At 42.2% G+C, this 24,843-nt stretch carries 21 protein-coding genes; 7 read left to right on the top strand and 14 right to left on the bottom strand.

What is annotated here, in order from left to right:
* Position 1 precedes the first annotated feature (1 nt).
* From ACSC9N_RS03670 to ACSC9N_RS03655, 4 genes are read right to left on the bottom strand one after another with little or no spacing between them, the layout of a single operon-like run.
* Complete coding sequence (locus ACSC9N_RS03670; protein ID WP_004695335.1) at positions 2 to 940, bottom strand: ABC transporter permease; 939 nt, start codon at positions 938 to 940, stop codon at positions 2 to 4.
* A gap of 11 nt (positions 941 to 951) precedes the next feature.
* The gene (locus ACSC9N_RS03665) at positions 952 to 2,967 is read right to left on the bottom strand and encodes a M3 family metallopeptidase (protein ID WP_010327374.1); all 2,016 of its coding nucleotides are present in this window, start codon (positions 2,965 to 2,967) and stop codon (positions 952 to 954) included.
* 24 nt (positions 2,968 to 2,991) lie between these two features.
* Complete coding sequence (locus tag ACSC9N_RS03660; protein ID WP_010327375.1) at positions 2,992 to 4,800, bottom strand: ABC transporter substrate-binding protein; 1,809 nt, start codon at positions 4,798 to 4,800, stop codon at positions 2,992 to 2,994.
* Positions 4,801 to 4,817: 17 nt separating this feature from the next.
* On the bottom strand, positions 4,818 to 6,608 hold the full coding sequence (locus tag ACSC9N_RS03655; protein WP_278345189.1) for an ABC transporter substrate-binding protein: 1,791 nt from the start codon (positions 6,606 to 6,608) through the stop codon (positions 4,818 to 4,820).
* Between the two features lie 753 nt (positions 6,609 to 7,361).
* On the opposite strand from ACSC9N_RS03655, the gene ACSC9N_RS03650 reads away from it, so the two are divergent.
* From ACSC9N_RS03650 to ACSC9N_RS03630, 5 genes are all read left to right on the top strand, one after another.
* Positions 7,362 to 10,043 carry a TonB-dependent receptor gene (locus ACSC9N_RS03650; RefSeq protein WP_278345177.1) on the top strand — a complete coding sequence of 894 codons (2,682 nt, stop codon included), beginning with the start codon at positions 7,362 to 7,364 and terminating at the stop codon, positions 10,041 to 10,043.
* A gap of 141 nt (positions 10,044 to 10,184) precedes the next feature.
* Positions 10,185 to 10,883 (top strand): energy transducer TonB, encoded by a 699-nt coding sequence (locus tag ACSC9N_RS03645; protein ID WP_010327378.1) that lies wholly within the window; start codon positions 10,185 to 10,187, stop codon positions 10,881 to 10,883.
* Between the two features lie 34 nt (positions 10,884 to 10,917).
* The gene (locus tag ACSC9N_RS03640) at positions 10,918 to 11,799 is read left to right on the top strand and encodes a MotA/TolQ/ExbB proton channel family protein (RefSeq protein WP_010327379.1); all 882 of its coding nucleotides are present in this window, start codon (positions 10,918 to 10,920) and stop codon (positions 11,797 to 11,799) included.
* Positions 11,800 to 11,817: 18 nt separating this feature from the next.
* Positions 11,818 to 12,243: an ExbD/TolR family protein gene (locus tag ACSC9N_RS03635; protein ID WP_010327380.1), complete on the top strand. Its 426-nt coding sequence runs from the start codon at positions 11,818 to 11,820 to the stop codon at positions 12,241 to 12,243.
* An 18-nt stretch (positions 12,244 to 12,261) separates the two neighbouring features.
* On the top strand, positions 12,262 to 12,678 hold the full coding sequence (locus ACSC9N_RS03630; protein ID WP_439036113.1) for an ExbD/TolR family protein: 417 nt from the start codon (positions 12,262 to 12,264) through the stop codon (positions 12,676 to 12,678).
* A 72-nt stretch (positions 12,679 to 12,750) separates the two neighbouring features.
* Here the strand turns inward: ACSC9N_RS03630 and bioD are convergent, their stop codons facing one another.
* From bioD to ACSC9N_RS03605, 5 genes are all read right to left on the bottom strand, one after another.
* On the bottom strand, positions 12,751 to 13,395 hold the full coding sequence (gene bioD / locus ACSC9N_RS03625) for a dethiobiotin synthase (RefSeq protein ID WP_010327386.1): 645 nt from the start codon (positions 13,393 to 13,395) through the stop codon (positions 12,751 to 12,753).
* The gene (gene bioC / locus ACSC9N_RS03620; RefSeq protein WP_010327387.1) at positions 13,392 to 14,171 is read right to left on the bottom strand and encodes a malonyl-ACP O-methyltransferase BioC; all 780 of its coding nucleotides are present in this window, start codon (positions 14,169 to 14,171) and stop codon (positions 13,392 to 13,394) included. The genes bioD and bioC overlap by 4 nt, the downstream gene beginning before the upstream one ends.
* Before the next feature lie 7 nt (positions 14,172 to 14,178).
* Positions 14,179 to 15,336 (bottom strand): 8-amino-7-oxononanoate synthase, encoded by a 1,158-nt coding sequence (locus ACSC9N_RS03615; protein ID WP_010327388.1) that lies wholly within the window; start codon positions 15,334 to 15,336, stop codon positions 14,179 to 14,181.
* Positions 15,333 to 16,652, bottom strand: coding sequence for an adenosylmethionine--8-amino-7-oxononanoate transaminase (gene bioA / locus ACSC9N_RS03610; protein WP_010327389.1), 1,320 nt, complete (start codon positions 16,650 to 16,652; stop codon positions 15,333 to 15,335). The genes ACSC9N_RS03615 and bioA overlap by 4 nt, the downstream gene beginning before the upstream one ends.
* A gap of 105 nt (positions 16,653 to 16,757) precedes the next feature.
* A complete protein-coding gene (locus tag ACSC9N_RS03605; RefSeq protein WP_010327390.1) occupies positions 16,758 to 17,504 on the bottom strand; it encodes a hydrolase in 747 nt (248 codons plus the stop codon).
* A gap of 154 nt (positions 17,505 to 17,658) precedes the next feature.
* Here ACSC9N_RS03605 and ACSC9N_RS03600 point away from each other — a divergent pair, with 154 nt between their 5' ends.
* Positions 17,659 to 18,228: a peroxiredoxin gene (locus tag ACSC9N_RS03600; RefSeq protein ID WP_029575099.1), complete on the top strand. Its 570-nt coding sequence runs from the start codon at positions 17,659 to 17,661 to the stop codon at positions 18,226 to 18,228.
* Between the two features lie 101 nt (positions 18,229 to 18,329).
* On the opposite strand, the gene ftn is transcribed toward ACSC9N_RS03600, so the two are convergent.
* The 5 genes from ftn to ACSC9N_RS03575 all read right to left on the bottom strand — a co-directional run bounded on the left by ftn (position 18,330) and on the right by ACSC9N_RS03575 (position 23,464).
* Entirely contained in the window at positions 18,330 to 18,794 is a 465-nt protein-coding gene (ftn, locus tag ACSC9N_RS03595) for a heteropolymeric bacterioferritin subunit Ftn (protein ID WP_004695301.1), read from the bottom strand.
* 270 nt (positions 18,795 to 19,064) lie between these two features.
* Positions 19,065 to 20,696, bottom strand: a complete 1,632-nt coding sequence (locus tag ACSC9N_RS03590) for a PepSY-associated TM helix domain-containing protein (protein ID WP_010327392.1) — start codon at positions 20,694 to 20,696, stop codon at positions 19,065 to 19,067.
* A 3-nt stretch (positions 20,697 to 20,699) separates the two neighbouring features.
* The gene (locus tag ACSC9N_RS03585) at positions 20,700 to 20,993 is read right to left on the bottom strand and encodes a hypothetical protein (RefSeq protein WP_058870177.1); all 294 of its coding nucleotides are present in this window, start codon (positions 20,991 to 20,993) and stop codon (positions 20,700 to 20,702) included.
* Positions 20,977 to 21,249 carry a hypothetical protein gene (locus ACSC9N_RS03580; RefSeq protein ID WP_155115400.1) on the bottom strand — a complete coding sequence of 91 codons (273 nt, stop codon included), beginning with the start codon at positions 21,247 to 21,249 and terminating at the stop codon, positions 20,977 to 20,979. The genes ACSC9N_RS03585 and ACSC9N_RS03580 overlap by 17 nt, the downstream gene beginning before the upstream one ends.
* A 73-nt stretch (positions 21,250 to 21,322) precedes the next feature.
* On the bottom strand, positions 21,323 to 23,464 hold the full coding sequence (locus tag ACSC9N_RS03575; RefSeq protein ID WP_010327395.1) for a TonB-dependent receptor: 2,142 nt from the start codon (positions 23,462 to 23,464) through the stop codon (positions 21,323 to 21,325).
* Positions 23,465 to 23,738: 274 nt separating this feature from the next.
* Here ACSC9N_RS03575 and ACSC9N_RS03570 point away from each other — a divergent pair, with 274 nt between their 5' ends.
* Positions 23,739 to 24,806: an SDR family oxidoreductase gene (locus ACSC9N_RS03570; protein ID WP_010327396.1), complete on the top strand. Its 1,068-nt coding sequence runs from the start codon at positions 23,739 to 23,741 to the stop codon at positions 24,804 to 24,806.
* Positions 24,807 to 24,843: the final 37 nt, after the last annotated feature.

Genomic DNA, 24,843 nt, shown 5'->3' with positions numbered 1-24,843 from the left:
CCTACTTCAACTGTACACGTGGATCGACCCATTTATAAATCAAATCGGCAATCAAGTTGAAAAACATCGTTGCGAGAGCAACGTACACAGTAATGGCTTTAATCACAGGAAAATCACTACGCTCTACCGCAATAATCACTTCACGACCAATGCCCGGAATACCAAAGAAACGCTCAATCAAAAATGCACCAATCAGCAAAGCAGGCAAACTTGCCATCACGTCTGTAATAATTGGAATCGAGGCATTGCGTAGCACATGCACACCTAAAATGCGCCGTTCGCCAATTCCTTTGGCACGTGCAGTACGAACATAGTCTTGATTGACTTCATCCAAAACAAAACTACGATACAACCGTAAAGTCGGGGCAATACTGACCACCAACATGATCAGAATAGGTAATAAAGCATACTTAAACAGGTTTTCGCTAAAGCTATCACTCCAGCCTTGGACTGGAAACCAGCTCAGCTGATAGGCAAAGACATACTGAAAAACAATGATATACACCAAGATACTGATCGACATGCCAATCGTACACAGCATCATCACCATACGATCCGTTAAACTGCCGCGTACCGCTGCTACCGCCAAAGCCAACACAATAGAAATGATGGTTTGTAAGATCGTCAGTGGAATGAGCAAAGTCAGTGAAGGCCCGAGTCGTGTCGTGATGATTTGCGATACTGACTCTCCTGTACTCCAACTTAACCCATAATCAAAAGTCAAAATCTGCTTAATGAAAATCCACAGTTGCACATAATAGGGCTGATCGACCCCAAGCTGCTGTCGGATATTTTCAATCTGTTCAGGGTTCGACATTTTCCCTGCCAAAATATAGGCAGGGTCGCCACCGACCCAGTTAAACAAGAAGAAAATCAGCAACACCACCCCAAGCATGGTCGGGATCATTTGCCAAATTCGACGAATAATATATGCCAGCATAAAAATGCCCCTTATTTCACCCGTTGACCGGTAATTTCATCGAAAAAGGCTTTGTTATCAGGTTCACGACCCAAAAAGTCTTTGACCAATGCTTTGGCAGGTTTTTGACCACCTTGGGACAAAATGGTTTGACGATAGTGCTGTCCCACTTCAGGGTTATTTAAGTTATCACCAAAGGCTGAAAGCATGTCCAACGCCATCACTTCTGACCACATATAACCGTAATACCCGACTTGATAACCGCCCATGATGTGACCAAACTGCCCCGGAAACTCGGTGGTTGGAACATAACCCAAAGCCGTTTCCCCTTCCATTTTTTCCCAAACCTTTAAGGGCTGAACCTCTCGTGCATCACTGCCATGTAGCGCCATGTCATACTGCGCATACAACGTCTGACGAGCATAATGCAAACCACGCCCATAACTATGCACGGCATTGAGTTTGGCAATCAGCGCATCATCCACACGTGGGCAGTCAGGTTTGCAGTAGTCCGCCACCTTTGACAAAGTCTCTTTGCGTCGTGCCCATTCCTCATACATTTGTGACGGGGCTTCGACAAAGTCTCGTTCAACTGAAGTTCCTGACTGAGATGAAAAACGTGTGTTAGATAAAATGCCATGCAACGCATGACCAAACTCATGTACAAAAGTTTCTAACTCATCGCTATTTAAACCATTGCGGTTAAAGTTAGTGACCAGTGCTGAAATTGGTTTGCGCCCTGTTAGGCTACTTCCGCCATAAACACCCCACACAGCAGCATGTCCATATTTGCCTTTACGTGGAAATTTATCCATATATAAACCACCGAGCAGTTGCCCTGTTTTGGCATCGGTCACATCGTAATATTCCACTTCATCTTGCCAAACCTCGACTTTGGCAGGCTTAAACTTGATGCCATACAGGTTTTCAGAAATGGCAAATAGCCAGTCTTGAGAGGCTTGCGTTGGAAAATACTGACGTAGCTGTTCTTGGTCGACCTGATACTTGGCTTTGCGTAATTTTTCACTCCAATATGCTTCGCTCCAACGCTCAATACTAGCTTGCTCAACAGGAATATTTAAACTTCGCGCTTTAAACTCACGTAGAGTTTGGACTTCCTTTTTCTCTAGGGGTGCTACGGTAGCATGTACCTCTGCCAAGAATTTATTCACGGTTTCAGGGGTTTTCGCCATACGACTTTTCAGTACCCACTCGGCATAACTGGACTTACCAAACAGTTTGGCTAACTCATAACGTAAGTCCATGGCTTGCTTCAGCAGCGCCAGATTTTTCTCACCGCCACGTCGGGTAAATGCAATTTGATAACGCTTACGTGCATCATCGTTATCTGCCAACTCCATAAAAGGACGATAATCGGGATACTCAAAACCGAGTAAATAATTGCCTTTGTCATTTTTCTTTAAGCCGTCGATATAACTTTGTGGCAGGCCTTTTAGCTCATCAAGGCTAAATTCGAGTTTTTCAGGATTATCACGTACATTACGCGCATACTCTTGTTCAATTTTTGCCAGTTCATCAAAAATCGCTTTTAAGCGTGCTTGTTTATCCGCTGAAAGCTGTATCCCAGTTTTTTCAAAGCCCTCCAAAATATCTTCACGGAACTTGGCTTCAATCGGATCAGCAATTTTAATTTTCTTAATTTGTTGATATAGCTTTGGATTCTGATACACATCGGTTTGGAATTGGCTAATTTTAATTTCACAGTCTTCAGCCGCTTTACGCAGTGCTTCATCAGGGTCAACATTGCTATACAGACCAATCGGGCCGTAAAAATCTTCAAATGATGCAAAAATACGATCCCATTCAGCCAATATAGGCGCTGCCGCCGTTTCGTTTTTAAGGGGCTTATTTTCAAACGTTTTAAGTTGCTTTTTCACATCCGCAATTTTGGCATTACACATTGTAGGGATGTCTTTGGCTTGAAAGCTGGGTAATGTTTGGCGCGGTGCTGTTTCCGCCAAAGCCATCTGACTCATCCCTAGGCCCAACATGCACAATGCAGTGAATTTAAAATGTTGCTTTTTCATCATGACTCCAGTTTTGTTTAATTTCTATTTCTTCAAATCAATATCGATATACATCCACTCTGCGGGCAGTATGGGATGCTTTTTAAAACCAATCACACGCGGTTGTGCCAAGATATTACGGTAACGCGCACCAATCACCTGCACAGGCATATACACCTCTAGCAGACGCGACATTTTGGCGTAGATTGCATCGCGCTCTGGGCTCGGTATCATCTTTTGGGCTTGTTCATATAGGTGGTCATATTCAGGAATTTTGACGCAGCCATTGTTGGTGATCTTGATGTTCTTGCCATAAAACAGCTGCATAAAGTTATCTGCATCTGGGTAGTCTGCAATCCATGCTGATGCTTTAAACATGGTTTTACATTGTTTTTCTAATTTCAAAGCCTCAGCAAAAGGCATCGACTTGGTGGTCATTCTGATTTGGATACTGTCTAAAGTTTTCTTCCAAAACTCGGCCTGTTGTTGACTGCGTAAATTATTACCCGAAAGCGTCATCTCAATCACCAAAGGTTTCCCATTCGGCTGAGTACGCCAACCATCCGCAGCTACTTTATAGTGATAACGATCTAACAATAAATTTGCCGCTTTGACTGAGTAAGGAATACTGCTTCGATAATTGGGATCGTAGCCCACCACACCACTTGGAATCGGTGCTTGCAGTTTTTGCGAATCGCCTTTTTGTAAAATATTGATGTAGTTATCGGCTGAAAATGCCATCGCCATGGCACGGCGCAGGGCAATTTTATCTTTACTTAAGCCGCCGACTATTGGGTTTTGCATATTCCAATAATGATAGTCAATCGAAGGATCGGTGATCCGTGACAGCTGTACGCCTTTCTTGACCAATTCCGGTTTTAGTTTTCCATTTTGCAAGGCTTGAACCGTCAACTCACCATCTAAGGCAAACAAATCCACTTCATCTTTAATAAAAGACAACCAGCGTGATTGCCCCTCTTCCATTACCTGAATATCAATCTCGCCAATTTGCGGCATCTTTTTGCCTTGCATGGCTTTGACGATCTTTTGGTCCTCAGGCGTACTGGCTTTAAAGTTCCAAACAAAACTTCGGAAATCAGGATTGGCCTTTAAAATAATCCGCGAACCCGGCGTCCAACGACTGAGCATATATGGCCCCGTTCCTATTGGATGCCCCATCACAAAACCCGCTTTGTCACGATATTTTTCGATAACTTCCCGTGCAACCGCGCCTGCAGGCTGATGCGCAAGCAACATTGGAAAGTTCTGATCTGGGCTGGTCAGGCGAATAACCAAGGTATAACGGTCTGGTGTTTGCAAGCCCGCGACAGATTGGTCGTAATTGAATTTTCCCGTTTTCTTCGCCTGTTTCAGCAAAGCCTCCATCCCTAAGATTCGCCCATCAAATAACCAACTGTTGGGTGAATGCAAACTCGGATCCAGTAAACGCTTAAAGGTATACACATAATCAGCCGAAGTCAGCTCACGCTTTTTACCTTTAAACACTGGGTCTGCAGCAAAATAAATCCCCTTTTGCAAACGAATGGTATAGGTCAATCCATCCGGGCTCACCTCGGGTAAAGCCGCAGCTGTTCGTGGTACCAATTTCGCAGGTGAGGCCAAATAATCATAGGTAAACAACGTTTCAAAAATCGATCCATTAACATGGGCCGAGTACAAGTCATGCACGCCCGCAGGGTCAAAGCCTGTTTCAGCCACAGGAAAAACATAACGTAAAACTTTTTTCGGGTCGGCAGGGCTTTGTGCAAAACTGGAAACTGAACTACTCAGCAGAATGCTGCCTGCCAAAATCCCCAAACCCCATCGTTTCAATTTCTGATTTAGATCTCTCATTATTTTCTACATCTCAATTATTTTTTTATGGGCTGAATATCCAAATACTGCCAATTGGTGTTCATCATCGGATGTGCTTTAAAACCCTGAACTTGTGGATGTAACAACCAATTTCGAATACGACTGTTATGAATAATCCATGGATTATCGGCCTCAATTTGACGACTGAGTTTTTCATAAAATGGCAAACGCTGAGGAGGTGGTAAGGCCATAGCCTGCGTATAAAGTGCATCATAGGCTTTGGACTGGTAGCAACTGAGATTGCCCTGAGCCGAATTGGGCCCATACAGCAGTTGGGCAAAGTTTTCCCCTTCAGGATAGTCCGCAATCCAAGCCCCGCCCCAGATCATGTATTTACATTGCATCGCTGCTTTTAAATTGTCAGCAAAGTTACTCACCACAAAGTCAGCACGCAGACCAATCGCATCTAAATTTTTCTTCCACAGTTCAGATTGAATCACCGAACTGGAACTGTTTTCAGTCATAAACTTGAGCGTTAAAGGCTGACCATTCGGTAGTCGACGGTAACCATCTGCTCCCTTCTTATAACCGAAACGATCCAGTAATTTATTCGCCAAGAGTGGGTTATAGGCCACGCTACTCCGATAATTCGGATTAAAGCCTTGTACCCCCTCAGGCACCAACATCTCCGACTTCACCGCCTGCCCTTTATACAGTTGTTTAATGGCTTCTGCTTGGTTATAAGCCAGACTAATCGCACGTCTTAATGCAACTTTTTCAAGCCCAAAACCACCCACTGTAGGGTCTTGCATATTAAACATGGTATAGGTGATTTCAGCGTCTTTATTGGGAAAATGTTGAATGCCTTGCTTGACCAGTTCAGGTTTGAGTTGCTTACCATTTAAAGCCTGTGGTACCGCATTGGAAGTCAGTTTGTCAAAATCGAGTTGTCCCGATTTGAACGCGAGCCAGCGAGACTGTTCTTCTTCAATAATACTGACGCTGACTTTGCCGATTTGCGGCATTTTTTTGCCTTGCATCTCCTTGACCAGACGATTGTCCCAACTCGAACCTGTAGATTTAAAGTTCCATGTAAAACCACGATATTTCGGGTTGGCCACCAGTTCAATACGACTCCGCGGTACATATCTGCTCAGTTGATAAGGCCCTGTCCCCACAGGATGTTGCGCGATTCGGTCCCCATAAAACTCCACCACTTCCCGCGCTGTTCCACTAAATGTGGCGTAAGCTAAGATATAGGGAAAATTATAGTCAGGACGAGTTAATGTGATTTGTAGTGTGTATTTATCGAGGGCTTTTAAACCCGGAATCGCGGCATCGTAATTAAACTGGCCTGTTTTCTTGGCTTGAGCAACAGCAGCATCGCCACCGACAATTTTGCCTTCAATAAATGAATAGGTCGGTGAGCGGTTTTTCGGATCCATAATCCGCATCATGGAATAAATATAATCCTGCGCCACCAACTCTCGCGGCTTGCCTTTGAAGGCCGCGTCATCGCTAAAATAAATCTTGGGCTGAATTTTAAAGATATAGACTTTGCCCTCTTGTTCTATTTTTGGCATCGCCACTGCTGTATTTGGAACCAATTGAGCGGGGCGCGCCAAATAATCGTATTTTAAAAGTGGTTCAAAAATGGCTTGGGCAATACTACCACTATAAAAATTATAGGTTTTAACCGTATCAAAACCATCATCAGGCGCTTCATAAGCAATATTTAATACTTTGTTTGGATCTGCAGGCGACTTTGCATAGGCAGAAAAGCCAAAACCCATCGCAAGGGATAAAGCAGCAAGCTTCAGTTTTTTTGAATTCAAGTTCATACCTATACACATCTTTTTTTTAAGCAAGGTGATCTCATGCCATCCATGTTCAATGTCAGTGTTTTATTTTTAAGACAACACTGACAAAAACTTAAAACATAAACCCATGTTTTATAAATTAAATTTTAATTATCAAAATTTAAAAAACGGTCATGGGCAAATATTCACCTCTGCAACAAAGCGAATATCATGCCACGCCTATTTTTTTATCATTCTAATTTAACATTTTGTAAGAAAAATATATGGATATTAATTAGTTATAAATCAGAGGCTCAACTCACACCGGAACATTTTGCCAATTAGTAGCTATTTTTAAACATTCAGTTTAAATAAACTATTGCACAGATTTAATACACCAATGATTCAAATTCGAACATCTCAAGAAATACAAAAAACCAAATAAAACATCGCAAATATTTATTTATTAAAGATAAATACTAATATTTCAGTATAATTACAAATAATATTTGTATTAAAAAGTCAAAAAATCACGACTCATTTTTGATCACTTATTATATGAATAATCATTTTATGATTATTTTTTAATCGATTTATAAGTAATTTTTTGCCATTTTAAATTTTTAAATTCTAGAAAAATGAAAACAAGTTACATAAATCCATACAAATAATAAAATAAAACAATATTTTCCAATAACTTAATTCACAGTCTTTTGTCTATCCCTGAAAGTTGGCATTTGCCTTGCACTCCCTCAGCACAGCAATACCGCTAAATATAGAAAAAGAAGGGTTGAATTTACGATGCAAAAAAACAAACTTGTTCGATCTATGGGGACCCCAACCATCAGCAAATCAATACTTAAACTAAGTACCCTGACTTTAAGTATGATGTGTTTGTCTTTAGCTCATGCAGAAGAAACAGAAAGCTCAGTCTCAGCAGAACCAACTAAAAAAGTTGCTAAAGTGACTGTCACAGGCTCCTCTATCAAAGGAGTTGCAGCTCAAAGTTCTTCACCCATTACCGTCATTAAAGTTGAAGAGCTTGCGCAACAAGGCGTCACAACTGCCGAAGAAGCTTTAACCAAAATCAGTGCCAACCAAGCGGGTTACACAACCGCGCAAAACGTGGGGGCAAGTAATACCTCTGGTTCAACAGCTAACTTGCGTGGCCTAGGCCCAGACAAAACCTTAGTATTATTAAACGGTCGTCGTTTGGCTTATAGCCCTTTTAGTACCTCTGAAACCAACCTCAATACGATTCCTCTAGCAATGGTTGAACGAATTGAAGTCCTTCGAGATGGTGCATCCGCGGTATATGGTGCGGATGCCATTGCTGGGGTGATCAACTTCATCACAAAAAAACAATATGAAGGTTTCGGTATCAGCAGCGGTGTACTCAAACCCGAAGAAAAAGGGGGGGAAGAATACGATGTCTCTATCTTTGGTGGCTATGGCGACTTAGACGAACAAGGTTTTAACGTATATGGCGCAATCAGCTACCAAAAGTCTAAAGAAATTATGGCCAAAGACCGTAAAGTTAGCCGTCGTGGTGGGCTTTTACCTGAATTAGGGATCGATGCTGGCTCTGCGAATGGTTTTCCTGCTAACTTCTATGACCCAACCAGTGGTGTATTAACCAATCCTTACGGTAATGCCAACTGTAATAACACTCCTAATGTCGTTGCGGAAGATGGTCTGTGTTTTTTAAACACTCAAGCCTTGATTGGTATTCAACCAGAAACAGAAGACTTATCGGCCCTAGGGCGTGCAACGTTCAAACTCAGTGACCAATTCAACGCCATTGCTGAATATGTATATGCAAAAAATGAAGTCACTACCTCAATCGCACCCGATGTCTATAGCCGATCTGTGACACTTCCCAAAGGAAGCCAATATTATCCAGGGGAAGGTATCACTCCTGCTGTTCCCGGTTTAAGTGGTGATCCTTTACAACTCTACCTACGCTCACAAGCAGGTAACCGTGTTTCTAAGACAACCAATGAATCACATCGTATTTTTGCAGGGATTGAAGGTGAAGCATATGGCTGGAACATCGACAGCGGCGTGACCTATGCAAAAGGTAAAGCAAAGGACAGTTTCGTTAGTGGCTATTTAAATCGTAGTCAACTGCAAGAAGGGCTAGATAACGGTACCATTAACCCCTTTGGTCCTTCAGCGGATTCAAGTGTTTGGAATTCATTAGAAGTCAGCGGTACGACCAATGATGCGACCTTAGACTCCACCACCTTTGACTTTACGATCAGCCGTCCAATTTTCACCCTTCCTGCGGGTGACGTGGGCTTTGCCTTCGGTGGTAGCTTTACCACACAAGACTGGGAAGCAAAGGTAAACTCAGACCTTGTTCGACTTGTCCCAGGTAGTGGCATTGACCCTGACAAACCTATCAGTAAGGGTGACCGCGACATTACAGCCGTTTTCTCAGAGCTACAAATTCCGATTACCTCAACTTTAGAAGCGCAACTTGCAGCACGTTATGATGACTACAGTGACTTTGGCGACACCTTCAACCCGAAAGTGGGTTTACGCTGGGAACCTTTAAAGCAATTAATGTTCCGAAGTACTTACAGTACAGGTTTCCGTGCACCAAGCTTATATGAAATTAATGCACCGCAAAGCCAAACTTACACGGGGGCAAAATACGATGACCCTGTGCTCTGTCCAGGTGGCGTAGCAACTTCACCGCAATATCAAACAGAATGTAATACCCAGTTTAAGCGTATGCAAGGTGGTAACTCTGAGCTTCAGCCCGAAGAATCAACCACATTTACAGCAGGCTTTGTTTTTGAGCCCCTTAAGAACCTAGTCTTAGCAGTCGATTACTACAATATCGAAATTGAGAATCTTATTGGCTTAACGGGTGAAACCTCCATTTTCGAAGATCCAACCAAATATGCAGATCGCTTTGTGCGAGATGCAGATGGTCGTATCCAATACATCAATACCACTTTAATGAATACAGGTGGCATCAAAACAGAAGGGATCGACATTAGCTTAGACTACCTGACTCCTATGACATCAACAGGTCGGTTTGGCTTTGGAATTAATGGAACCTATGTCATCAAAAATGACTACCAAGAAGAAAAAGATGGAGACTGGGAGGGCTTAGTGGGCGTTTATGATGACCCTGCAGTACTGCGCTGGAAACATACCGCAAACATCAACTGGAGCTATGAAGACTGGAAATTGGTCTTTGAACAGCAATTTTTCCGAGGCTATCACGACCAAAATGCAACAGGTGAAGAAGGCTTTGATAATCACAAAGTCCCCGACTATACCCTCTACAACATTGCAGGCACCTATAAAGGTTTCAAAAACTTAACCCTAACGGGTGGCATCAAAAACCTATTTGATGAAGAACCTGCTGCATCGAATGTTCTCGATAACTTCCAATACGGCTATGACCCACGTTACAGCGACCCAACAGGACGTACTTTCTATGTAAGAGGTACATATACGTTCTAAGCGGATCTGAGCCACAGATTGAAGTATTCAATCTGTGGTGATGTTTATACATGCTCAACTTTAACCAGATATATATGGATTTTCCCAAGTGCAATCCAATGCTTTTAAAAAGTAGATTTGGCTTAAATTTTAGGAGTAACTATGGGCACTACATTTGAAGATTTAGAAAAAAACTCCGCCAAAAAACTCACAGGTATTGGCGTTGTGATTTTCTTACATGTTCTTGTTGGCTTGGTGCTAATGGCAGGTTTGGCAAAAGATATTGTTAAACCCTCAACCGAACCTGTGGAATTGGTCATTCTGCAAGATATCAAGCCACCTGAGCCTGAACCACCTAAAGAAGTTCCACCAGAGCCACCGAAAATGGTGGAAAAAGTAGCGCAGCAGCCTGACCCCAAACCTGTAGAAAAAGTAGTCCCAGTGCAAAAAACAGTTGCTACACCCGTCACTAAACCGACGATAAGCACGCCGACGCCAGTTGCATCATCGCCTTCTCCAAGCCCATCTCCAATTCCGTCACCGACTGCCGCTACTCCATCACCTGCACCCAAACCCACAGGTGTTACACGTGGAGTATCGGAAGGTGAAGCTGGATGCAAAGCACCAAGCTATCCACGCGAAGCAGAGATGAGTGGCATTTCTGGCACCGTACTGATTTCGGTCTTTGTCGATACCAATGGTAAGGCGCAAGAAGTCAAAGTGAAACGCTCAACAGGTGACCGTACTTTAGACCGAGCAGCAACGAAAGCGTATAGCTTGTGCACATTTAAACCTGCAATGAAAGATGGCGTAGCTCAAAGCGCTTGGTTCGACATCCCATACGAATTTGTTCTCGAATAATTGAAAAAGATCAGCCGACATTAGGAGTTACACAATGCAAAATTTAAAAAACTTTACCGCAGCAAGCCTACTTGGAATGAGCACATTACTTCCTCTACAAGCTGTTTTCGCAGAGGAAACCGCTGCGCCCACTACAACAATGACTACACCAGTCACTGCGACTGAGAAAGCAGCAACACCTGTTCCCCCACCCTTAGCTGAGAAAGCACCTTCTGCTTCAGAAAAAGTACATAACCCTTATGGCTTAGAAGCAATGTGGAAAGAAGGTGATCTGGTGTCTAAAGTGACGCTGTTTATTTTGGTGATTATGTCGATTGGGACATGGTACATCATCATCACCAAGTGCTTACAGCAAGGCAAAATTCGCAAACAAGGCCAAAATGCCGATAAAAACTTTTGGGAAGCAACCTCTCTCGATACTGCAACTGAAGGTTTAGATGATGCCAGTGTGTATCGCTTTATCGCTGAAAAAGGTATTAAGTCGACAAAAAACCATGGTGGAACATTATTAGAGCGTATTGACTTTAATACTTGGGTCACTATCTCGATTCAACGTGCTATCGACAAAATTCACAGTCATTTAAGTGGTGGGCTGGCTTTTCTAGCAACTGTAGGTTCAACCGCACCTTTCGTGGGTTTATTCGGTACCGTTTGGGGCATTTACCATGCTTTAACCGCGATTGGGGTATCGGGTCAAGCATCTATTGATAAGGTCGCAGGCCCTGTGGGTGAAGCCTTAATTATGACTGCAATTGGTTTAGCCGTGGCTGTTCCAGCAGTGCTTGGTTACAACTGGTTAACTCGTCGGAATAAAGCCGTGATGGAAGAAGTTCGTACCTTCGGTTCAGACCTGCATGCGGTGTTGTTAAGTGGTGAAATCAGCACCAACAATCCTGTTAACCGTGACATGAAATAAGAACATGAGGAATCAGCCATGGGAATGACGGTAAATTCAAATGACAGCGATGATGATGTAATCGGAACCATTAATACCACCCCACTGGTTGATATTATGTTGGTTTTACTGATTATTTTCCTCATTACAGTGCCTGTTGCGATTCATACCGTGCCAGTCAATTTGCCTGAAGAAAGGAATGTGCCTTATGAAACCAAACCTGAAAATATTCAACTTGCAGTCAATAAAAATGGCGATATTTTTTGGAATGAAAGTTACATTGCCGATAAAGCAACATTACTCTCTCGGTTACAGACAGAGGCACAAAAGAGACCTCAGCCCGATGTCCACATTCGTGGTGACCAACTTACGCCATACGATGCGATTGACCAAGTCATTACAACCACGCAGCAAGCGGGGATTGGCAAAATTGCCTTTGTCACCACACCGCCCTCTTCACCTTAATCAAAGAAGGATTCAGCTATGGGTATGAATGTTGGTTCCAATCAAGATGATGAAGATGTCATGCTCGATGTCAACATGACGCCTTTGATTGATGTCATGTTGGTATTGCTGATTATGTTCATTATCACGATTCCATTGCCAAACAACGCCATTAATATCAACCTCCCGAATGGCACACCACCACCAGTTCAGGAAAAACCACCTGAAATCGTGGAACTACGCTTAGATGCTCAAGGCAAAATGTTTTGGAATGAACAAGCTGTGGAGTCCAAACAAGCGCTCGAAGCCTTGTTTCAAACCGTTGCTCAAAAAGCAGATCAAGACCAAATTAAACTCAAAGCTGACCGCGCAACGGAATATAAATACATTGCGATGGTCATGGCCGCAGCCCAACGCCTTAATGTGAAAAAAATTGGAGTCGTGAGTAATCAATAAATAAAACCGTCAAAAAAACCGCTGACAACTTTTGCTGTTAGCGGTTTTTTTCTTTTTTAATGACTCTACGAATTACTTCAATACGGGGATGTCGATCCACAATGCTTGCGGAAAATGTGTCGCCAAATAAGCTTTTAAATAGGTCGCAGTATCTTTAGAAATGAGTTCATCTTGAGATTCATCATTTAGGTTATAGGCTAAAGCGTAAAGCTCTAAACCACGACTTTTCAGTGCTTCTAAACTTAAAATAGTATGGTTAATACTGCCCAAACGCCCCGAACTCACCAAAATTACAGGCAGTTGCTTGGTTGCAATATAGTCAATGCTAAGCAAATCTGTGGTTAAAGGCACCATCAAACCACCCGCACCTTCTAACAACACCACCTCATATTTTTCAGCCAGCTGCTGAGTAGCACGCTCGATTTTTGCAAAATCAATCTCACGACCATCAATTTTAGTCGCTAAATGTGGCGATGCAGGATAACTAAAAATTTCAGGCATGGTCAGCTTACTGTCATCTTCTGGAAACCAGCCCATACCCATAATTTTACGATGCTGTTCAATGTCTTCAGAAACATCAACATTGCCCGTTTGCACTAGCTTTTGGGTAATGGTTTTTTGGCCTTGTTCATTCCAAAGCTTGGCTAAGTAGCCCGTGGTATAGGTTTTCCCAATGCCTGTATCGATTCCACTGATAAAGTAAACTGATCCAGTCATGGCATTCTCCGTGCAATACAATAAATAGGGTGATAACTCAGGCGATAATGAATCTGTCCTGATGTATCGAGTTGTGAAAATTGTCGATAATCTTGATAAAAGCGTTCAAGCGAGTGCTTGGTCCAACGAAAGCTCGATGCAGTTGCCGTGACACCTGTGGCTTTTAAATGTTGCAGTACCTGTTTCGGTGTCGCAAAGTCTAAGTACTCAATTTGTTCAGACAAATGCAGAACTTCAAAGCCTTGGTTTTGCAATTTTTCCCGTAGTTGATCGAGGTTGACATAATCTAAACCTTGCCCCGTTAAAGTCTTAATCTCTTGTAAGTTCCGCTCGCCAAAGGTGGAAAAACAAAATAGACCTTGTGGAAGCAGACTGTCATTCGCTTTCTGAAAAACAGCATCAAGATTCGTCATCCACTGCAGTGCAGAGGTCGATACAATCAGTTCTAAATGAGCTGGAAAAACAAGCTGTTCAATATCGCCCAATAACCAGTCTATATTTGAATAACCCTGAAAGTGCTGCTGCACCTCAGCATATAAGTCATTCAGTAAATAGTGCTGAATTTGGAAATCGTTCAGCAGAAGATGGCTTAAATTGCCTGAACCACAACCAATTTCAAACACCCGCTCAAATTGCGTTTTAGCAGCATGACGTTGGATTAAATTAAAAAGCCGGCGTGCAATTTGTTTTTGCACAACCGCATGTTCACTGTAGCTTTGCCCTGCCTGAGCAAAGCGCAATGCGACTTGTGCTTTATCAATCTCTAAATTCTTCACGACTCACTCACAACAACTGAATCAACTGATCTAAATCAGTATGGCGAACTTGAGCGGTCAAGGAAATACGTAGTCTAGAACTATGCTGCGGCACAGTCGGTGGTCGTACAGGCATAATATAAAAACCTGCTTGTTGCAAAGCTTTCGCCTTCTCTACCGTTTTGCTCGAATCACCGATGATCACAGGGACAATTTGAGACGTTGATGGACAATCAAAACCTTTGGCCTGAACTGCTTGCTGTAAGGTCTGACTGATACTATGCAAATGCTGTCGTGCAGTCTTTAACCGCAAGACTTGTTGCAAGATAAAGTTGCTCCACGCCATGCATATCGGCGGTTGTGCCGTACTAAAAATCAATGGGCGCATAGTATTGATGAGATAGTCTCGAATCACAGGGTGACAAATCAGATAGCCACCGATTGAAGCCATAGCCTTACCCAAAGCACCAACCAAAAAGTCAATGTCATCAATCACTTGATATTGCTCGGCACAGCCCAAACCTTGCTCACCACGCACACCAATACCATGTGCTTCATCGACATAGAGCATGACTTTTTCAAACTGTTTTTTGATGCGAACCAATTCAGCCAAATCGGTTTCGTCACCATCCATACTAAAAATGGACTCCGTCACCACAATGATTCGCTCAAAAGTATCATCGGTATGATACTTCTGTAAAAGTTGAGTCAAATGTGCCAAGTCATTATGGCGATAACGTACCAGCTTCGCAGTCGATAAACGAATACCATCAATCATGCTGGCATGAATTAATTTATCAGCCAGAATTAGGGTTTTACTGTCCGCTAGCGCAGGTAAAATACCAATATTCATGTGATAGCCGCTGTTGAATACCAAAGCAGCACGACCATGAAAAGCCCGACTTAGGCTTGCTTCAAACTGTTCATATTCCGGAAAATTACCCGTCAATAAACGTGAAGAGGCTGAACTCATCCAGCGCTGTGTATTCGGTGTTTCATCGAAAAACTGTTCACGTAATTCGATATTTGCAGCCAATCCTAGATAGTCATTCGATGCCAAATTCAACATCTCATGATCATGGATTCGAATCATCCGCCCTTGCTGCACATTAGACGTAAACTGGCGCAAATTGCCTTGCTGTTTAAGTACATCCAGTTGTGCTGCAAAATGTTCTACATGCTTCATACAACAGGCTCCTGCATCTGCACCACCACTTCAACCAATTGCTCAAGTAAGGTCTTGAGTTCCTGTGAGGTAATCACATAAGGAGGCATCACATAAACCAGTTTTCCAAAGGGTCGCACCCAAATACCACGGCGGACAAACTCCTGTTGCAAGGTTTTCATATCCACATTAAACGTCAGCTCAACCACACCGATGGCACCCAATACACGAACTTCATGAACATATTCAAGTGACTGCAACGGGGTCAAAGCGGTATGAAGTTGTGTTTCAATGCGTTGAATATTGCTTTGCCAATCTTGTGAGATCAGGAGTTCTGTACTTTTCGCCGCCACCGCACACGCCAAGGGGTTGGCCATAAACGTTGGGCCGTGCATAAACACACCCGCTTCGCCTCGACTGATGATTTCAGCAATATGCTTTGTGGTTAAGGTTGCAGACAAGGTCATATAGCCGCCTGTTAAACCTTTACCCATACACATAATGTCTGGTTCGACCTGTGCATGCTCCCAAGCAAAAAGTTTCCCCGTACGCCCAAAACCCGTCGCAATTTCATCAAAAATCAGTAAAACGCTGTATTTTTCACAGAGCAATTTGGCCTGCCGTAAATACTCAGGATGATAAAAACGCATCCCTCCTGCACCCTGAACAATCGGCTCAATAATCAGCGCGGCGATACTTTCATGCTGTGTTGCTAAGGTGTTTTCAAGTTCACGGATATCATCCTGATTCCATGCTGCATCAAAGGCAACTTGCGGTGCAGGAACAAAAATACGATTGGGTAAACTTGAACCAAAAATTTGATGCATCCCTGTGACAGGATCACAGACCGACATCGCATTCCATGTATCACCGTGGTAGCCCGAACGCGGGGTGACAAAATTAGTTTTGTCTTGTTTCCCAAGCGAAGTCCAATACTGAACTGCCATTTTTAACGCCACTTCAACCGCAACAGAACCCGAGTCTGCATAGAAAATTTTATCTAAACTTGGTGGGGTGATTTGCAACAGTAATTTGCCCAGTTGAATGGCAGGATCATGGCTAAAACCACCAAACATAATATGCGACATGTTTTGCAGCTGATCTGTCACGGCCTGATTCAGTTCAGGGTGGTTATAGCCGTGTATGGTGCACCACCACGAAGACATCCCATCAATCAGCTGACGACCATCATCTAACTCAATGGTTGAACCAAAGGCTTTTTTAACTTTAAACGTGGGGAGCGGATTGGTCATCGAGGTATAAGGATGCCAAATATGTTCCCGATCAAATGCTAAGTCATCCAACTCACCATCCAATTTGGCATTGATCTCAGTCATCCTTAACTCCATATCGACTACAGTTACAGCAAAATTTCAATTTGACTGATCTTAAACCTGCGCGCATCAAAAAGAAATTGCGATATTCGCCACTCAGCGAATTGTTTAATCCATTTTTTGTAAATATTGGCAGATTTTGTCAGTTACTTCATCGGCATGAAAAACTGGAAGTCCATGTGAACCACTTAAAAGCACCGCATCTAAAAAATTTGCACCCAAAGCTTTTAAATTATCCAAGACTTTGTAGCTAACTAAAAAATCTTGTTTAGCCAGCAGGTGGAGTTGATGCCCCGTATAATTGTGTAAGATCTCAACCGTATTTAAATGCTCTAAACAATTGAGTCCCTGTTTTAACAGATCTAAAGACTGAGGCTGAATCAAACTTTGCAACTGCAAAAAATCTTGCTTGGTGGTTGCCGTCCCTTGGCATACCATAAATCCAAATTTCTTTAAGGTTGCAATCGCATCTGCTTCGAAGGATTGTTTAAAGCTTTTAAATGTCGCTGGACTCATCGCGGTTGGCCAGTTTTCATGCGCCACAAAGCACGGATTTGAAGCCAGAGTAATTAATACTTTTTGCTGTTGATACTGCTGTTCAACAGCATCGATCAATAAAGTCGCCAGTTGCCCCCCCAAAGACCAACCGATAATGATATCAAAATCTTTGGCTTGTTCAGCATGTTGCTGCAACGCCTGTGTATCCAATCCATTAAAAATATTGATCAGCTCAACCGAATGGCCTTTATGCTGCAAAGCATGAGACAAAGGTTGCAGTAACTTGGTCCCACCACCCCAGCCCGTGATGAGTAAAATACGTTGATTCAATGCAGACTCTAAAACTGTAAATTTCAAACAGTATAAAACCTCAGACTCCGTTGCAAAGCAAGCCCTTTGAATGAACAGTAAATTTAAATAAATAATTCAGATTTAGACACCAGAATCTCAGCACTTTAGTGCCTTAAAATTTGCTAAGATCAATGAAATACATTTCTGGACAGCCTACACAATGAAAATAATGCAAATGGCAACGATTAGCTTAATTTCGCTAGGTAGTTTCTGTGCCATCAGTAGCGCCACTTATGCAGCACCAGCTTTTTCAAGCGCTTCATCAGACCAAAAACAATGGGTAGGCAAGCCCGCACCGAGTTTTAAGTTACAAGATCAAAATGCCAAATGGCATGAGCTCAAACAATATCAAGGCAAATGGGTGGTGTTATATTTTTATCCGAAGGATGACTCGCCGGGCTGCACCCAAGAAGCCAATCAGTTTAAAGCACTCTACCCACAATTTAGCAAAAATAATGCGGTGGTCTTAGGCGTGAGTTTGGACGATGTACAGTCGCATCAAAAATTTTCTAAAAAGTTGGGACTGAATTTCCCTATTTTGGCTGATAACAATCATCAACTGGCAAATCAACTCGGCATCGTGCGGAACTTGGGCATCGCGAAAATTGCGAAACGTGAAACCTTTCTGATTGACCCACAAGGTACGGTGGTCTATCACTACAGCAGTGTGAATACCCAAACCCATGCAGGACAAGTATTAGCAGATATTCAAAAGTTCTCTAAAAAATAACCCATACAAAAAAGCCTTCGGACATTGATTCGAAGGCTTTTTGATTACTCAGTATGTAAATACACATGCCACCTTTACATAAAACTGGTAGCTGGCATCTCTTACATTTGAGACTGAATGTAGTTTTGCAGACCAATCAATTCAATTAAACGTAATTGTTTTTCTAACCAATAAGTATGGTCTTCTTCGGTATCTGACATTTGCTGACGTAACATATCACGGGTAATGTAATCACCCTTTTCTTCACACAATTTTACGCCTTGCGCTAATTTTTCACGTACATGATATTCAAGCTTTAAATCGGCTTTTAAGCATGAAACCACATCTTCACCAATTTCAACGTCATCACGTTGCATATTTGGTGTGCCTTCCAAAAACAAAACACGGCGAATAATCGCATCTGCATGTTGTGCTTCTTCTTGCATTTCATGATCAATACGTTCAAAGATTTTGCTCAAACCCCAATCTTCATACATACGTGAATGAATGAGATATTGATCGCGTGCAGCCAATTCTCCACCGATCAACATATTTAAGTAGTCTACGACTTCAGGATTGCCACGCATTTTCAAAATCTCCATTCTCTAATGCAACTATTATGGACACATTTAATTCACTTTGCAAAAGATAAATTATGTAAGTTTATGATTTTTATAAAATTAAAATGAGAAACATACGCATTTGCAGTATGAGTCATCAAAATAATAGTTATAAAAGAAGCCTTTGCAAAACTTTATCCTTTTTGCAAAGGCTTTTTAGGCTTGAACCGCCCTGTGCTTCATTTTGTAACCATTAAAAATGCTTCTTATTTCAACCTTGGAACGGTGCACAATCTTTCATTTTTTCTGAGCAACGGACCAAAGAGACCCCACTTCTGCGGACTGGACTCGGGCCTGAGCTTGGCGATAAAAACAGAAAAATAACCCAGCAAAAATAATAGCAAAGACGTCAACCCACCATAAAGAGGAAGAAGATGACCATAATCCAATCTCAGGTAAGAGCAATGCGATAGCAGAAGTCAAAGGCATGAGCAGTAAAACAATCACAATCGACAGCAATAACGTTGGTAATGCCCGTGCTCCACCCAGTACGAAGCTCAGCATTAAGCTGAAAATAAAAATCGCATAATAGATATACATAAACCATGCGTTGATGCTGTGTAGTTCAGGACTGAGTACATAGGCCCAGCGCCCGATCAACATACTCATAACAATGCCAAAGACCGCTCCCAAACATGCGCCTATGGTTAAGTTTGCGATGAATTGCACATCCTTACGCTGTGCAGGTGGTGCTAAATTTGGATTTTTTTGTCGCTTTACACGCGATTCAATCCATAGAATATTGCCTGAGTAAAATAAAAATGCTCCGCCCAGCCCCAAGGCCAAATACAACCACCGGGTAAAATCTCCGCCATAGTTACCAAAGTGCAAACTGAACATCGATCGAATCAATTGATCTAGACCAGAACTTTGGGTATTTAAATTGTCTGTACTATAGGGTGCAGGCTGGTAAGGATTGAAAAACATCACGTCGAAGTTATCTCCACGTAACATCTGATCTGGACTATATAAACTGACGCGTGCCGATGCCTTGGCGGGTTGGTCTAGATTGTTAAAGCTTACAGACGAGACCTCATAGCCCTGTGCTTGTTGCTGTACCTGTAAGAGTATTTTTTCAACATCCAGTTGAGGAACTGGATCTACAATCTGCACCGCAGCGGGACGTTCAAACAGTGGTTTACCTTTGGTGACCAACTGCCCCAAGCCATCATAAAAGAGATCATGAAATGCAAAAACAATTACCGTCACACTAATCAAAATATGAAACGGTAAACTGGTAATGCCAATCACATTATGCGCATCGAGCCAAAAGCGTTTTTTGTTCTTACCTTGCCGTATCGCAAAATAGTCTTTGACCAACGTCGGCAAGAGGATGATCAAACCTGTCATTAGCGCTAAAAAGTATAAGACGGATACCACACCCATCACATAAACACCGAGTGTATGGTGCCCAAGCATCCCTGGAATGCCTGCCGTTTCGTGCAGTTGTTCAATCAACCAACCCAGTTTAGATAAGTTTTCTTGTTCAACCTGTAAAGTGCCATCTGGTTTCAGTGTCGCCAACATCGCGCTTTGATCGGTATCAAAGGCATGATCATCATGTGCTTGACTTTGCGCAGGTTGCCACTGAATCGGGGCATAATGAAACTCTTTGGAGTTTAAATTGATCTGGAAACTTTTTTGCGCTTCAGGATACTGCTGCTGTACCTGTGACACCAAATCGTTGTACTGATGGAGTTCAACCGTATTTAGACTTTGTTGCGGCGGCGTTGCCCACTTACTCAAATCATGCTGAAACATACTCAGCCCACCTGCAAAAAAGCAAATGAACAAGAGAATGCCTGCACAAATCCCCACCCATGTATGTAACTCTTTGGCCAGTCGGAGAATATCTGTACGTACCTTCATGCCCTATTCTCCTCTGAGCCAAAATATGAGTGTGTAAGCCACAACATTGAAAAACAGATAAATCACAATGGACTGCCATCCGCGTGGAATAAAATAGGCCACGAAAAAGAGTGGTAGCCAAATCCAAGGAATCGACCACATACCTAACTGTGGAGCAAGACTACGATACTCAGATTGCAGTCCCCACATTGTGATTAATGCAGCTAAAGCGAAAGCTAGGCTGAGTCCAAGAACTGCTCCTGCAAAGCTTTTCGTCCACCAGTCAGGTTGTATCTTTTGATCACGTAGTAACCTCATGCGTCAAAGCCCCATGTAATAAAGGAAGAAATGGTAGTGCTGACCACAACACCAATGGCATCAGTAACCACATCAACACCGCCACCAGTTTTGGTAATACCGCCAGTAAAAGAGTCAATGCCAAAACAAAACCAATCCACCCGACCCAACGATACTTTTTCGCCACAGTCTGTTTAAGAACCGTTTGGTTAGGATGGGTCAAATACAGCAGCACACAACCACCACAGCACAGGAGTAAACCGAGAAATTTCATCATTGCGTTCAACTTAAATGAGGCAGCATTCAGACATAAAAAAGCCCACTGCATCGCAATGGGCTGTTCAGTAAAATTAGAAATCGAAAGTGACGCCAAGTTTATAGGTACGTGCACCACCAACCGTTGCATAGTAAGAATTGAACACACCTTCCCAATATTTTTTATTTGTCACGTTATCTACATTGGCTAAGAAAGTCGTGTTTACACCACCCAGTTTTGTTTTATAGCGCGCACCAACATCGAGAATAGTATAGTCAGGAAGTTTATAGGTATTCAAACTATCTAAATATTGTTCACTAACATAGTTAGCCCGAGCATTAACATTTAAACCATCTATCACAGGTACGGCATAATCCAAGCCTAATGAGGCAGTAAAGTCGGGCACACCATAAATCGTATTGCCTGAAATATCAGTGGTGCTTGTAGAACCTTTTGTATATTCAGCATCAATATAAGCCATGCTTCCCAGTAGACTTAAGTCCTCAGTCACATTCCCTGAGAAGGACCATTCAATACCACGTGATCGACTTTCCCCACCATCTTCAGTGATCTGTGTATTACCATTAACCGCTGTCGCCAAAGCTGTTGTGATCAGAGTCGGTTTTTCAATTTGATAAAGTGCCAAGCTATTTAACCAAGAACCAGCTTGATACTTTGTCCCCACTTCATATTGCTTCGTTTCGTAAGGCTTAAATAGTTTTCCTTCATTCACATCCGCGGTAGAAGTTACTGAGTCTGCTTTTGATAAACCTTCAACATAACTTGCATAAAAAGATAAATTTTCTCCAAACGGTTTGATTACGATGCCTAAACTTGGTGAAAGCTTATTTTCATCGTATTTCACATCTGTAGTGAGACTTTCCAACTGCATATCTTGATAACGAGCACCCAAAATCAACTGAAATTTGTCATCCAACATTGAAATTTGATCCGTCAAGGTATAACTCATGAATTTATCATCTTCATAAGGTACAACTGTTGGATAGGTCGTTGGCATTGTCCCGTTCGAGTTAGGATTATAAAGATTCGTTGTAAATGATGAACTGGTCGCACGAGAGTGTTGATCGTATTCGCGATGCACATAATCTGCACGTAACCCAAGGGTATGTTTAATGGCGCCTGTATTGAATTTAGTTTCAATACCCGTATTACCACTTAGGTTATTTTCTTTAGATGCGACTCGATAGTACTGCGAAGTTGCATCACCTGCACTGTTCTGCAAGATCATACGCGTACCAAAAATATGACCCGAATAACCTTTTTCAACATAACCTACACCTGCAAAAACTTTGGTATCAGGGGTGAATTTATATTCTCCATTTAAGCCCGCATAACGGCTATAGGTTTCCCCATGAATTTGATCAAAGTAATTACTATCCCCCTTTGGTGCAGCAACTACGCCTGTTTTTTGCATAGAGACCATTGCAGGTGAACCATTATCACGGTTTTCACGAATGGCATAAGCATCAAAGTTTAGTTTTAATTTATCGGTCGTATAGTCCGCTGCAATCGAACCCAGTGCTAAACGGTCATCCATACCTTCAATAAGATGCTCACCGTCTCCATATGTGCCGTTTACACGAACTCCAAATTGGTTTTGGTCACCAAAACGACGAGAAACATCTACATTGGTTTTATAATAACTCTCATCTTCTAATGACGTCGAAATACGTGTTAGATCTTGATCGGCACGTTTAGAATTCGCAATCACTACTCCGCCAACGCTTCCTGCTGGTGCCATACCTGCAACCAAAGCATTCGGTCCTTTCAATACTGTTACCGATTCTAGTAAATCTGTTGGTATACGTCCCATAGGAGCTACAGCGTATAACCCGTTGTAAGCCATATCGTCATAGCCGACACTAAAACCACGAATTTGGAAGTTTTCGTTTAAATGACCTTGATTGGTCGTCGCACGAATACTGGCATCATTTTCTAAAACTTCCCCCACTGTAGATGCTTGTTGATCACGAATCAGTTGCTCTGTATAAGTAGAAACCGTAAATGGCGTATCAATCGTTGACTTATTCCCTAAAGCACCCAAGTCAGCTGCCTTCGCCAATTTACCATCGGCATAGCCTTGTTGTGATTGCGCTTCTGATTTTAAGGCAGGTAAAACTGAAACCTCCTCTGCAAAAGCAAGCTGTAAACAGCCTCCACCCATCATCAAAAGCCCAACAGAGCTTGCAAGAATTTTCTTAGAGAAGGATTTCATTTTAAACAACGCTTATTTTTAATGAGAATCATTATTATATGTAAAATAATTATCATTATTTATTGTATTTTATCATTTGACTTATCTATATGATCTAAAATACAAATTTAAGATTACTGCTAAAAAATACGTTTTACTCGCTCAATTTCAATACAGTTTGGTGCAGTATTATAAAATGACGCATAAGTCAGACACCTGTTCACCCCATAGGCAAAGACTTTCATGGCATTCACGTTTACACTAAGCCAATACTTAAAACAACAATGGGTAATCTATGACAAACTTAGCAACACAAGCACCGGTACTGGTTACAGGTGCATCGGGTTATATTGCCAGTTGGGTGATTCAAAAATTATTAACCCAAGGGTATACCGTTCATGCCACTGTACGTGACTTGAACAAAACCCAAAGCTTCGCGCATTTATCTAAAATTGCAGACAGCAGTGCTGGAACACTGAAACTCTTTAAAGCCAATTTGCTCGAGCCCAATTCCTTTAAAGAAGCGATGCAAGGCTGTGAAATTGTCTTTCATATGGCCTCTCCTTTCGTCGTTACTAACTATAAGGATGCGGTGAAAGACATCATTGAACCTGCTGTTTTGGGTACAGAAAATGTCTTAAACACCGTAAATGAAACCGAGTCCGTTAAACGCGTCATTGTCACTTCGAGTATTGCGTCGACCTATGGCGATGCCATTGATATTTTAAAAACAGACCATAATTCTTTCGATGAAAGTCACTGGAACACCAGCAGTTCTGAGACCCATCAGCCGTATCCATATTCTAAAGTGATGGCTGAGCGTAAAGCTTGGGAAATGGCTGAGGCACAAGATCGTTGGCAGTTGGTATGCATTAACCCTGCGTTGGTCTTTGGTCGTTCATTGACACCAAATACACAGTCAGGCTCAATTGAGGTCTTACAACAGTTTACCAATGGTTTGACTTTAGCGGGTGTCCCACCTATGTGGAATGGTGTGGTCGATGTTCAAGATGTTGCTGAAGCGCACTTACAAGCAGCATTCAACCCAGAAGCAACAGGTCGTTACATTGTAAGTGGTGGAACTTTAAGTCTGCTTGAAATCGGTCAATTGCTTAAAGCACATTTTGGTTGGAAGTTTCCATTTCCACGAAATGAACTTCCCAAAGCAGCTTTTAAGGTGATTGGCCCATTCATTGGTTTTAGCCGCGAGTTTGTTGAATTGAATATGGGTTATCCGATTTATTTTGATGCGAACAAGAGCCAAAAAGAATTGGGTTTAGAGTATCGAGATGTCAAAGAAAGCTTGGTTGAGCACTTTCAACAATTGCTCGATGACGGTGTCATTAAGCAATATATTCCTTAAAAATAAATAAAAAGCATAGTACTAGTCAATTTCATAA

It is taken from the genome of Acinetobacter sp. PC34 (assembly GCF_051789135.1).
GTDB lineage: Bacteria > Pseudomonadota > Gammaproteobacteria > Pseudomonadales > Moraxellaceae > Acinetobacter > Acinetobacter johnsonii.
Note: the sequence above shows the minus strand (reverse complement) of the source record. Positions and strands in the feature narration are given on the sequence as shown.